Annotated in this window: 9 protein-coding genes and 1 rRNA gene; 7 read left to right on the top strand and 3 right to left on the bottom strand. The window is 59.5% G+C overall.

Annotation, left to right across the window (positions count from 1 at the left end):
* Position 1 precedes the first annotated feature (1 nt).
* A complete protein-coding gene (locus CQR48_RS00055; RefSeq protein ID WP_015451318.1) occupies positions 2-940 on the top strand; it encodes a carbohydrate ABC transporter permease in 939 nt (312 codons plus the stop codon).
* A 44-nt stretch (positions 941-984) separates the two neighbouring features.
* Positions 985-1,818, top strand: a complete 834-nt coding sequence (locus tag CQR48_RS00050; RefSeq protein ID WP_015451317.1) for a carbohydrate ABC transporter permease — start codon at positions 985-987, stop codon at positions 1,816-1,818.
* Positions 1,819-2,153: 335 nt separating this feature from the next.
* On the opposite strand, the gene CQR48_RS00045 is transcribed toward CQR48_RS00050, so the two are convergent.
* A complete protein-coding gene (locus tag CQR48_RS00045; protein ID WP_180335075.1) occupies positions 2,154-2,657 on the bottom strand; it encodes a substrate-binding domain-containing protein in 504 nt (167 codons plus the stop codon).
* Positions 2,658-2,687: 30 nt separating this feature from the next.
* On the opposite strand from CQR48_RS00045, the gene CQR48_RS00040 reads away from it, so the two are divergent.
* From CQR48_RS00040 to CQR48_RS00030, 3 genes are all read left to right on the top strand, one after another.
* A complete protein-coding gene (locus tag CQR48_RS00040) occupies positions 2,688-4,382 on the top strand; it encodes a glycoside hydrolase family 13 protein (protein WP_101451548.1) in 1,695 nt (564 codons plus the stop codon).
* A complete protein-coding gene (locus CQR48_RS00035; RefSeq protein ID WP_101451547.1) occupies positions 4,379-6,199 on the top strand; it encodes a Sip1-related alpha-galactosidase in 1,821 nt (606 codons plus the stop codon). Before CQR48_RS00040 ends, CQR48_RS00035 begins: the two co-directional genes overlap by 4 nt.
* Positions 6,200-6,451: 252 nt before the next feature.
* Positions 6,452-8,278, top strand: a complete 1,827-nt coding sequence (locus CQR48_RS00030) for a glycoside hydrolase family 13 protein (protein WP_015451313.1) — start codon at positions 6,452-6,454, stop codon at positions 8,276-8,278.
* Between the two features lie 178 nt (positions 8,279-8,456).
* On the opposite strand, the gene CQR48_RS00025 is transcribed toward CQR48_RS00030, so the two are convergent.
* A complete protein-coding gene (locus CQR48_RS00025; RefSeq protein ID WP_101451546.1) occupies positions 8,457-8,900 on the bottom strand; it encodes a TetR-like C-terminal domain-containing protein in 444 nt (147 codons plus the stop codon).
* A gap of 134 nt (positions 8,901-9,034) precedes the next feature.
* On the opposite strand from CQR48_RS00025, the gene ilvA reads away from it, so the two are divergent.
* A complete protein-coding gene (gene ilvA, locus CQR48_RS00020) occupies positions 9,035-10,300 on the top strand; it encodes a threonine ammonia-lyase (protein ID WP_015451312.1) in 1,266 nt (421 codons plus the stop codon).
* 121 nt (positions 10,301-10,421) lie between these two features.
* Here the strand turns inward: ilvA and CQR48_RS00015 are convergent, their stop codons facing one another.
* Positions 10,422-11,189: an SIR2 family NAD-dependent protein deacylase gene (locus CQR48_RS00015; protein WP_026650771.1), complete on the bottom strand. Its 768-nt coding sequence runs from the start codon at positions 11,187-11,189 to the stop codon at positions 10,422-10,424.
* Positions 11,190-11,687: 498 nt separating this feature from the next.
* Here CQR48_RS00015 and CQR48_RS00005 point away from each other — a divergent pair.
* Positions 11,688-11,886 (top strand): 16S ribosomal RNA (locus CQR48_RS00005); the annotation flags it as partial.

Raw genomic sequence — 11,886 nt, 5'->3', positions numbered from 1 at the left:
CATGTCTGCAACAGTCGTATCGTCGAAGCAGCCGGCGGCGTCGGACAAGCCGGCAAAGAAGCGCAAGACCGCGTTCTCCAAGCGCAAGGTCGACCGCGCCTACTACTGGATGACCGTCCCCGCGGCGATTATCTTCGCGGTGTTCCTGTATGTCCCGTTCATTCGCGGCATCGGCTACTCGTTCACGAACTCACAAGGCTACGGCAACTTCAAATGGGTCGGCCTGCGCAACTACCAGGCGTTGTTCAGCGATGACCGCGTCGGCCACGCCTACCTGTTCACCTTCTTCATCGCCATCATCATCACGGTGCTGATCAACCTGATCTCGATGTTCCTGGCGGTGCTGCTGAACAGCAAGATCGCGTTCAAGAACGGATTCCGCGCGATCTTCTTCATCCCGTACATTCTGGGCACGCTGGTCATCGGCTACGTGTTCAAGTACATCTTCATGACGCCGCTTCCCGCGCTTGGCAAGGCGCTGGGTATCGGCTGGCTGTCCGAATCGATGCTGACCAGCGAACAGTACGCATGGGTCCCTGTGGTGTTCCTCGCCGTGTGGCAGGGCGTCGCCTACTCCACGCTGCTGTACATCGCCGGTTTGCAGACCATTGACGACGAAATCTACGAGGCCGCGTCGATTGATGGCGTGAATGCGTGGCAGAAGTTCTGGAAGATTACCTTCCCGCTGATTGGACCGTTCGTGACCATCAATCTCGTGCTGTCGCTCAAGAACGCGCTGGGCACCTTCGACCAGGTGGTCGCGTTGACGGAAGGCGGCCCGAATTCCTCCACCGAAACCGTGACCTACCTCATCTGGAAGGGTGGCCTGACCGGCGGTGAATACGCCTATCAGACAGCCAATGCGGTGATCTTCTTCATCGTCCTCGCGATTGTCGCGTTCATCCAGCTCGGATTCTCGAGAAGCAAGGAGCAGATCTGACAGCCGTGCGCTGAAGCCCGACTGACAGAGGGGAAAGGAACATCATGAAAGACAAGACATTCCACAAGGATCATCGGATTAATTGGTGGCTGACCGCACTGACCGTGGTGCTGTCGCTGACCGTGCTGGTCCCGCTGTATTTCACCATCGTCACGGCGTTGAAGACACCGGCCGAGGCGGGCACCTTCAGCCTGCCGACATCCTGGCAGTGGCATAATTTCGCAGATGCTTCGGCGAAGGTCGATTATCCGCGGGCAGCGCTGAATTCCGCGATCATCACGGTGGCCGCGGTGGTGCTCACGCTGCTGACGAACACCTTCGTGGCGTACGCCGTCGCCCGCAACATGGATAAGCGCTTCTTCCGCTTCCTGTACTACTTCTTCATCGCCGCGATGTTCGTGCCGTTCCCGGTGGTGATGCTGCCGATCGCCAAGCAGATGGGCGCCTGGCATCTGGACAACCAGTTCGGTCTGATTCTGCTGTACATGACGCTTGGCCTGGGCACGAACCTGTTCATTGCGACCGGTTTCATCCGCTCGATTCCGCCGTCGCTTGAAGAGGCGGCGCGTGTGGACGGCGCGAGCACGTGGAAGATTTTCTGGAAGATTATCTTCCCGCTGATGAGCCCGATCAACGCGACGATTGGCATCCTGACCGCGCTGTGGGCTTGGAATGACTTCCTGCTGCCGCTGATTGTGCTGACGGACCAGTCCAACCAGACAATTCCGCTCGCCCAGTACGTGTTCAGCTCGCAGTTCGCGACCAACTACCCGATGGCGTTCTCCAGCTACCTGATGGCGATGGCCCCGATCCTGATCGTCTACGTCTTCGCCCAGCGCTGGGTTGTCAGCGGTGTGATGAGGGGCGCCGTGAAGTAAAGGAAAGCCCAGTGAGCTTTCCGTTCACGGCGCCGGGGCGGGGGATAGTCCCCGCCCCGGTAAAAATCCCGCCGGCCGTAGGCCGTCAATAATTGCCGGATCCCGTGAAGTAACGGAAAGCCCAGTGGGGTAAGGAAAGCCCACCGCCTTCCTACTCTCCCCATCCACCTCCATCCATCTGTTCTCTCCCGCCGAGGGGCCTGTGATGCACATTCACAGGCCCCTCGGTCTGTTTTTCCTCGCCCGATGCAACCACCCAGTCGCACGACACTGGGGTATCTCCTGCCTCCCGTCTCCGCTTTTCGCCTCTCACATCCTGCGCCCGTCGTGCCGAGCTAGTTGTTGTCCTGCGTGATTGCGGCGGTGGTGCTGCCGGGTTCCAACGTGGTCTGCACGGTGATGCGCTTTTCTGGTAGGGGTTCCTGATTGATGAGCGCAAGTGTTGTTTTGGCCGTCATCCGCCCGATTTCGCGGGCGGGTTGCGCCATGGTGGTTATTCCGAAGCCGGTCGCCACATCGGACCCATCGTGCCCCGCAACTGACATGTCTTCTGGAACTCGAATGCCGCTTCGCTGGAGTTCGTGGATGACCGCCAGTGCGTAATAATCTGACCAAGCGCATATTGCGGTGGGCCTGTCGGGGAGCGAAAGCATGGTGGCTATGGCTTGCTGAACGGATCGTGGGTCGTCTAGGCTGATGTGGTACATGCCGCAGTTTTGCAGGCCCATCTGCTTGGTGGTGTCGAGATATGCGACCACACGCTCGTCGTGCCCCCATTGTTTGCCGGTCAGAGGGTCTCGTCGGCCGACGTAACAGAATCGCTTGTGCCCGAGTGCCACAAGATAACGGATGAGCGTTGCCGATGACCGATGGCCGAGGACAATGCTGATGATTGGTGGAGAAACGCCGTGGTCTACGAGGTGTACCCCCGGTCGTTCAATGATGCCAACGGTGACGGGGAAGGCGACTTCCGCGGCATCATCGACAAGTTGGACTACCTGCATGACCTCGGTGTGGACGCATTGTGGTTGACTCCGTTCTACCCCTCGCCGCTTGCGGATGGTGGGTATGATGTCGCCGACTATTGCGGCGTGGATCCCAGGTTCGGGACACTGCAGCAGTTTGCCGATCTCGTTGCAGGCGCGCACGAACGGGGAATACGCGTCATCATTGATATCGTGCCCAACCATACTTCGGACAAGCATCCTTGGTTCACCAAGGCACTGCACTCGGCGCCGGGCTCGAAGGAGCGGAACCGCTATATTTTCCATGTTGGGCGCGGAGAACACGGAGAACGACCGCCGACGAACTGGCTGAGCAATTTCGGCGGATCAGCGTGGGAACCTTGTGGAGACGGATGGTACTATCTGCATTCGTTTGCGAAGGAACAGCCTGATCTGAACTGGGATAACCCCCAGGTCCGGCAGGATTTCCTGGATATCCTCCGTTTCTGGTGCGAGCGAGGCGTAGACGGGTTCCGTATCGACGTGTCCCACGGGCTGGTCAAGGATCTGAAGGAGCCGCTGCGGGATCGGCCGGATCCGACGTTGATGTCGCCGCAGGCGGCAGACGGGTCTGATCCTGTATGGGACCGCGATGGTGTGCATGAGGTCTATCGCCAATGGCGTGAGCTGCTGGACCGGTACAGTCCGGTGAAATATGCGGTCGGGGAGTCTTGGACGCCGTTCACTCCGCGGGTATACCAGTATGCCCGGCAGGACGAACTCGGGTCGATTTTTGACTTTTCCTTACAAAAGGCGGCTTGGGACCGGGACGATTATCGAAAGATTATCGAGCGTACCAGCGAATGTGCGACCGCTGCCGGTTCGGCGCCGGTCTGGGTGCTGGGAAACCATGATGTGCCAAGACTGGCCTCACGGATTGAGCTTCCCAAAGGAACGGACGTCGAACATTGGGTCACGTCCAACGGCACCGACCCGGGCATCGATCCCGCCCAGGCAGAACGCCGCGCACGTGCCGATGCGTTGTTGATGCTTGGCCTGCCCGGCACCGCGTTCATCTATCAGGGAGATGAGCTTGGCCTGCCCGAGGACCTTGATTTGCAGCCCGCGGACTTGCAAGACCCGATATGGGAGCGTTCTGGGCATCGATTCAAAGGGCGTGACGGCTGCCGTGTGCCGCTGCCTTGGAGCAGCGATTCAGTATCGTTCGGGTTTAGCCAGTCCGGGCATCCTTGGCTGCCGCAGCCGGCATGGTATGCGCGGTATGCGGTGTCCAATCAGGAACGCTTGCCGGGATCGATGCTGAACCTCTACCGTGGGGCTATCGCAGCGCGTCGACGTTGGATTAGGCCAGGAGATGAAGCCGAATGGCTCGCGGACGGCGAATATGCTGAATACGGTCTTGGCTGGAGAGTGTCTTCAGGATTAGAAGTCTTGGTGAATTTCTCTTCCGACCATGCGATCCGCCTGCCGGAAAACGCAACTGTCATGCTGAATTCGCGCCCGGAAATAACGGATTGTGCGAATAATCAGGTTCCGCCTGAAACCGCGGTCTGGTATTTCCGCGGAACCTTGGCATCTCGTAGCAAGGAGAACCGATGAACAACGTATGCCCGATTGATGTTGTGCGTGTTCAATCCAGCATTCTGAAAGAAGACACGCATGAGTGCAAGGAATGCGCCGTTCCGGCAACGGCGGTGAATATCGAGCCTGTCCGTGGGGACGATGCTGTCTGGAGTCTGTCGATCTGCACTGAGACCGGACCTGCGAAGCGTGAGCAACAATTCATCGCCTGTGATTCATTTGCGCCCTGCGATGCGGTGCGGGTCAGTTGCAGGGTGGGCGTTGCTGACGGCCAGATTCTGGCGCTGTACCAGCACAAGGAGTGGTGGATGCGACCGGCATGGTGTTCTGCGCCCACGCAAATTCCGTTCGGCACCCAGTTGCTGCTCTGGCGGTGGAAAGGCCGTGACGATAGTGTGCGATGGAGCGCGGTGCTGGCGGTGTGTGATGCCGATGCCCGTACTGACATCAGAGGAGACGAGCAAGGCATCACATTCGTGGTCTCTTCGAACCGTATGGGAATGACCCGCATCGAAGCGACGTTGGGGTTCATGGCATCGGCGGAAACTCCGTACCGTGCCGTCCAGGCGTGCGTATCTGCGGCAGCCGGGCGTACGGGCGTCAGCACTCGCAGGAGGAAATCTTTTCCGGACAACCTGTCCGGCTTGGGCTGGTGCACTTGGGATTCGCTGGGGCAGGATGTCAATGAGCGCCAGATCATCGAGAAGATGCAGGAATTCCACGATTTGGGAGTGCACATCTCCTGGGTGCTGATCGATGACGGTTGGTCGGATGTCGACAGGTCTCAACAGAAATTGCGTTCCTTCGATGCCGATCCCGAGCGTTTCCCGCAAGGGCTGGGGCATACAGTCGATGTGCTGAAACAACGGTTTGGCGTCCAGCATGTCGGCGTATGGCAGGCGTTCCAAGGCTATTGGAACGGTATTGATCCTGACGGACCAGTCGCCGACGCTTTCGGCGACTGCTTGACACGTTGCCCGTCTGGGGCGCTGGTGCCGGGGCCGACTCATGATCAAGCTGCGCAGTTCTGGAACGCTTGGGAATCGAAGATGAGCGAGCAAGGCATCGACGTGCTGAAAGTCGATTCCCAAGGTTCGATATCCGTGATGACCATGGGGGCTGAAAGCTTCGGTGAGTCCACGATCGGCCGTCATCTTGGACTTGAGGATGCGGCGGATCGGATGAATGCCGCGCTGATCAACTGCATGGCCATGACGCCGGAGAATTTCTGGCACAGCGATCGTGCGCAAGTCGCCCGCACAAGTGATGATTTCCTCCCGCGGGAGCCGAAATCCCTGGACGAACATCTGATTCAGAACGCCTATTGCTCACTGTTGCTTGGTGAGTTGGTCTATCCGGACTGGGATATGTTCTGGAGCGAACATCCTTATGCAAGGGCGAGCGTGTTGTCGCGCGTATTCAGCGGTGGTCCTGTGTACTGTTCGGACGCCTTGGGACATACCGACGTGTCTGTCCTCCGCGAGGTCCTTGGGGATGATGGTCATGTGCCCCATCCTGATGCTCCTGGCGTACTTGTTGAGGAATCGTTGTTGAATGACCCCCGGTCGTCTGACGTTCCCTTGGGCATCCGCGCAAGTTTCGGCGGTTGCGAACGCATGCTGTTCGTCGGGCTGAGGCAGCGGCAGATGCAACATGTGGATTTGACGGCGGACGTGCCCATGAAGGTATCCGGGCCGGATAGCGACTCGGTGGTTCATCTGCAACAGGGTGATCATGCCCGGTTCGATCTCTCGTACGGTCAGGCGCTGCTGGTTGATGTTGATCGGACCCCGGACCCCACGTGTTGCGGCATCAGCAATCATCCTCGGCGGTAAGCCTGCTCTGAGCGCGGGCGGATATGTGTAGGCGGACGAGGGCGGTTTGACCTCCGCCGCCTCGTTCGCCGGTATCAGCCTGCTGGTATCTGTCCGCCGTGTAACCGACCAGTCGCACAACCGCGTGATTCCGCCTGCGACCCCGCCCGAATATCTTTCCCCGCGCACCCGGCACGCCAGCAATAGGAATGAAAACGTATGCATCGTACGATAATCCCAGCAATAAAACACCAGACAGCAAAGGAGCTTGCCATGACCAATTTCAATCGTCCGGCCCTTCCCGCCGGTGTCCGCACGAATGGGGCGTCCACCAGCCCGTGGTGGGCGAACGCCGTGGTGTACCAGATTTACCCGCGTAGCTTCCAAGACACCGATGGCGATGGCCTCGGCGATATCAAGGGCATCACCCGCCGCTTGGATTATCTCGCCGACCTGGGCGTTGATGTGCTGTGGCTGAGCCCGGTCTACAAGTCCCCGCAGGATGACAACGGCTACGATATCGCGGATTACCAGAGCATAGATCCGATGTTCGGCACGCTTGACGATATGGATGAACTACTTGCCCAAGCGCATAAGCGCGGTCTGAAAATCGTGATGGATCTGGTCGTCAACCATACTTCCGACGAGCACGCGTGGTTCCAAGCGAGCCGCGACAAGAACGACCCGCACGCCGACTGGTATTGGTGGCGTCCCGCCCGTCCCGGCCATGAGCCGGGCACGCCGGGTGCCGAACCGAACCGTTGGGGCTCGTATTTCGGCGGTTCCGCATGGCAGTATGACCCCAAGCGCGGCGAGTATTTCTTCCACCAGTATTCCCCGAAGCAGCCTGACCTCAACTGGGAGAACCCGCAGGTGCGTCAGGCGGTCTACCAGATGATGAACTGGTGGCTCGACCGTGGTATCGACGGTTTCCGCATGGACGTCATCACACAGATTTCCAAGCGCGTCGACCCCAACGGCAAGCTTCCGGGCGAACCTGGCAGCCAAATCGAGGATTATCCCGCCGGTCCCGACGGCTACTCGTCCCCGTTCCCGTTCTGCTCCGACGGCCCGCGGCTTGACGAGTTCCTCAAGGAGATGCACCGCGAAGTGTTCGACGGCCGCGAAGGCTATCTCACGGTTGGTGAGGCGCCAGGCGTCGCCCCGCAGCGCAATGAGCAGATCACGGACCCCGCCGCACGCGAACTGGACATGCTGTTCATGTTCGAGCATGTTGATGTTGATTGCGAGAACGGCACGAAGTGGAATCCGACCCCGCTTGATCTGCCGAAGCTGAAGCGTACGCTTGCCGCTCAGCAGGATGCGGTCGCGAAGAAGGGCTGGGTGAGCCTGTTCTTCGACAACCACGACCAGCCGCGCGTCGTGTCCCGCTGGGGCGATGACTCTACGGAGGAGAACCGCGTCCATTCCGCCAAGGCGCTGGCGATGCTGCTGCACATGCATCGTGGCACGCCCTACATTTACGAGGGTGAGGAGCTTGGCATGACGAACGCGCATTTCACCCGGCTCGACCAGTATCGCGACCTTGAATCCCTGAACATGTTCCACCAGCGTGTCGAGCAGGCGCATATCCAGTCCGCCAAATCGATGATGGACGCGCTCGCCAAGCGCAGCCGTGACAACGCCCGCACCCCGATGCAATGGGACGATTCGACCTACGCTGGCTTCACCGCCGCCGATGCTCCCAAGGAACCGTGGATCAGCGTCAATCCGAACCATACGACGGTCAACGCGCAAGCCCAGCAGGATGACCCGGATTCGGTGTTCTCCTTCTTCAAGCAGCTGATTGCGCTGCGGCACGACGACCCGGTCGTATCCGCCGGCGACTGGCATCTGCTCGACGAATCCGACCCGCAGGTGTACGCGTTCACGCGAACGCTGGACGATGAGCGTCTGCTGGTTGCCGTGAACCTGTCCGGGAAAGACGCCCGCATTCCGGATGACACCGTGGCTGCACTCGCCGCAGCCGCCAATCAGTCACCCGATATCGTACTGACGTCCTATGATCCGCAGCATTCCACCGATTCGCTAGCTGCGCGCACGCTGTCCCCGTGGGAGGCAGTGACGGTCCGGCTCTAACCGACCGAAGGATTCCTGACCGGCGGATTCCTGACTGAAGGATTCCGGGAGGGCGCCCGTACCTTCCCGGAACCGCTGCAAACAGATGACGGGTACAGATGTTGGCGGTCGTCGCCGTGCTTCAGCTCAGCGACGACCGCCATCACATCGTGTTCAATCGGTGGCGGCCCCCAGTGACTCAATGCTTGGCGCTGTCCCCAAAAGCCCGTATTTCGGCATCAGTGGCGAGGATTGCGGGGGCCGCGTTCGCAGCGATTAGCGCCACTTTCTCCACACTGTCCCGGCAATCGCGATCAATCCACCGTCGCAGGATCGCACTGACTGAAGCCGTTGTGCAATCAAGGAAATACTTCATATCGTCTTCGTCGTCGATGCCTATTGAGGCACAAACCGGCCGGATTCGTTGCTCCCACAGTTCCTGGCTCCCGTAATGCACCGGTAGGCCGTGCCCGCTGTGCAGTGCAATGCCGTAGAAGTATCGGTGTTTTTTGATGTTGCGCAGGAACAGTTCAAAAGAAGCCAGACTCAGGGGGATTTCGGCGGGGCTGTGCTCATTCGAGTCTTCGGCGCGATTGCCTTGCCGGAAATGTTCGGAGAGCTTGGCGAACAGGTGCTCTTGCATCACGGCGATGATGTCGTCGATGCTGTCGAAATGCTCATAGAAGCTGGAACGATTGATGCCCGCCGCTCCGCAGCCGTTCCACGGGATGGACTCTCCCGATGCCGCGGGGCAGCGGGCATCCTACAATAACGATCATGGAACAAAACGAGGTTCTCAAAGCACTGCAGCGCGATCATGCCGCTGAATTGAAGAAGGCCGCCCAGCGGCTCAAAGGCACGGCCAAACACACGGAGATCATTGCCTCTCCGGTGCTGTCCGACATGACCGGACACCAGATTCTTCTCAAGCCGGAGAACCTGCAAGTTACCGGTTCCTTCAAGATTCGCGGCGCCTACAACAAGATCGCCTCCCTGTCCGAGGACCAGCTGGCTCGCGGCATCGTCACCGCATCCGCCGGCAACCATGCGCAGGGTGTCGCCTACGCCGCCCGCGAGCGTGGCGCAAAAGCCACCATCTGCATGCCAACCATCACCCCGCCGCTCAAGGTTGACGCCACCAAAGCCTACGGCGCCGACGTCGTCTTGCACGGTGACGTGTTCGACGAAGCCGCCGCGTACGCCCAGAAGCTGAGCGACGAGCAGGGCATGATCTACGTGCCGCCCTTCGACGATTATGAAGTCATTTGCGGCCAAGGCACCATCGCCATGGAAATCCTCGAAGATGTCCCGAATGTCACTGATATCGTCGTGCCGCTCGGCGGTGGCGGTCTGGGCGCCGGCGTGGCGCTCGCCGTCAAGACCTTCAAGCCCGAAGTCCGCGTGATTGGCGCGATTCCTGAGGGTTCTCCGGCGTTCAAGAATTCGTTCGCCGCCGGCCGCGTGGTTCCCGCCGACAAGGTGGTCACCTCGGCGGAAGGCGTTGCCGTCAAGCGCCCGGGCGACCTGACTTTCGCACTGCTCAACGAATTCCTGGACGACCTAATCACCGTGTCCGAACGTGATATCAACGAGATGATCCTGCTGATGCTCGAGAAGCACAAGCTCGTCGTCGAAGCCGCAGGCGCGGTGTCGCTCGCCGCATTGGAACATCTGAACCTGCGTTCGCGCAAGTTCGCGTCCGCTCCCGGTCCGCATGTCGTCGTCCCGATCATGTCGGGCGGCAACATCGATACGGTCACCATCGGAGCGGTCATTCAGAAGGGCATGATTGCCCGCGGCCGCATCATGAACTTCGAGGTCGAGCTGCCAGATCTGCCGGGGCAGCTGCTCAAGGTCGCCCAAGTGCTGGCCGAGCAGCGTGCCAATGTGATCGCCCTCGACCACGACCAGTTCAAGGCGTCCGGCCACTACACGAATGCAGTCGCCCTCGGGGTCACCGTCGAAACGAACGGCCCCGACCACATCGACCGCGTACTCGAAGCGCTGAAGCAGGCCGGTTTCGACCCCAAGCGCATCTACTGACGGTCCGCCATCTGCCTCTGTATGCCAACGGCCCCGGAATCCTTGGAATTTCAAGGTTCCGGGGCCGTTTCGTTCGTTGCCGTGGTTACTTTCCGTCCGGCGCAAACGCAAGTTTTAGCGCTTACCGCTCATCCGCCTGCGCTTCGGCGATGGTTTCGTCCACGAGTTTCGGCAACGCGACGGCGATATCCTCATGAATCAGCCGTGTGGCGATGTTGTCGTACTGCGTTTTGCCCATATTCATGATGGTGACGGGCACGCCGGCCTGTGCGGCGACCGGGGCGAGTGATGCCGCCGGGAACACCTCAAGCGTCGAACCGATCACCCAGAACTCGTCAGCCTGCGAGACGAGCCGCATGGATTTCTCCATCGCCCCGTCCGGCAGCATCTCGCCGAAATACACGACATCCGTTTTGATGATGCCGTTGCAAGGCATGTTGCCCTGGTACTTAAGACGGCGATGGCAGTGCGGATCAGGTTCCTCGTCAAGGCGGGCCATGATGTCCGCTGTGTCGTATTTCGCGTGGCACTTCATGCAGTGGGACGTGCCGATGGTGCCGTGTAGGTTCACGATGATATCCGGCGAATTCCCAGCCTTCTCGTGCAGCGCATCAAAGTTCTGCGTGGCCAGGAGCGTCAGGAGCCCCGCCTTCTCAAGTTTGACGAGTGCCTTGTGTGCGGCGCCAGGCTGGGCGTTCCACACGGGGGATTCTTTCTGCCAACGCCACGAATATTCGCGATCCTTCTGATTGGTGAGGAACGCGTCGATGTCGTAGACCTTGGTCTGCTCGGGGTGTTTGGTCCACACGCCGTCGGGCCCGCGGAAATCTGGGATGCCGGCTGATGTCGAGATGCCGGCTCCGGTTAATACTGCAATCTTTTTGCTCATACCTCAGGAATACCACGCTGTGATGTCCGTTTGTGGTGGGTTGTTGGGTGCGACGCGCCGTGTTTTTGGTGTTGTTTTGGTGTTTGGTTGGTTGGTCTGTGTGTTTTGGTGTGTGGTGTGTGGTGTTTTCGACACGCCGGTGTTTGCGTGTGTTTTGTAGGGTTTGTGGGGTGGTGGTTGGGTGGTTGGTTTGCGTGGGTGGTGTTGGTGGTGTATGTTGTTCTCTTGCTGCCGCTCGCCGGCCGGCTTCCCTTGGGGGGTTGGTTTTGTCGGGTGTGTGGTGGTGGTTTGAGAACTCAAGAGCGTGTCTGTACTACTTCTTTATAGTCAATGATTGCCAGTCCGGTCCCCGCTTCCGTGCGGGGTGTTTGATTGTCCTGCGTGGGAGTCCGCGAGGGCGGTTGATGGGGGTCGGGGTTTTCGTGCGAGTCGCCTTTCCTTATTAGGCGACCGTCAATTATTTTGTGAGAGTCTGTTTTTGGCTTTCCGCATTGTTTTTTTGTGGAGGGTTCGATTCTGGCTCAGGATGAACGCTGGCGGCGTGCTTAACACATGCAAGTCGAACGGGATCCTGCAGGCTTTGCTTGCGGGTGAGAGTGGCGAACGGGTGAGTAATGCGTGACCAACCTGCCCCATGCTCCGGAATAGCTCCTGGAAACGGGTGGTAATGCCGGATGTGCCGGGCTCCTGCATGGGG

The sequence above is a fragment of the Bifidobacterium thermophilum genome (genome assembly GCF_002846655.1).
Classification (GTDB): Bacteria; Actinomycetota; Actinomycetes; order Actinomycetales; family Bifidobacteriaceae; genus Bifidobacterium; species Bifidobacterium thermophilum.
Note: the sequence above shows the minus strand (reverse complement) of the source record. Positions and strands in the feature narration are given on the sequence as shown.

What these genes read in the sequence shown, in the direction of transcription:
- CQR48_RS00055 (WP_015451318.1), top strand. Translation starts at nt 2, where the DNA reads ATGTCTGCAACAGTCGTATCGTCGAAGCAGCCGGCGGCGTCGGACAAG.
- CQR48_RS00050 (WP_015451317.1), top strand. Translation starts at nt 985, where the DNA reads ATGAAAGACAAGACATTCCACAAGGATCATCGGATTAATTGGTGGCTG.
- CQR48_RS00040 (WP_101451548.1), top strand. Translation starts at nt 2,688, where the DNA reads ATGGCCGAGGACAATGCTGATGATTGGTGGAGAAACGCCGTGGTCTAC.
- CQR48_RS00035 (WP_101451547.1), top strand. Translation starts at nt 4,379, where the DNA reads ATGAACAACGTATGCCCGATTGATGTTGTGCGTGTTCAATCCAGCATT.
- CQR48_RS00030 (WP_015451313.1), top strand. Translation starts at nt 6,452, where the DNA reads ATGACCAATTTCAATCGTCCGGCCCTTCCCGCCGGTGTCCGCACGAAT.
- CQR48_RS00025 (WP_101451546.1), bottom strand. Translation starts at nt 8,900, where the DNA reads ATGCAAGAGCACCTGTTCGCCAAGCTCTCCGAACATTTCCGGCAAGGC.
- ilvA (WP_015451312.1), top strand. Translation starts at nt 9,035, where the DNA reads ATGGAACAAAACGAGGTTCTCAAAGCACTGCAGCGCGATCATGCCGCT.
- CQR48_RS00015 (WP_026650771.1), bottom strand. Translation starts at nt 11,189, where the DNA reads ATGAGCAAAAAGATTGCAGTATTAACCGGAGCCGGCATCTCGACATCA.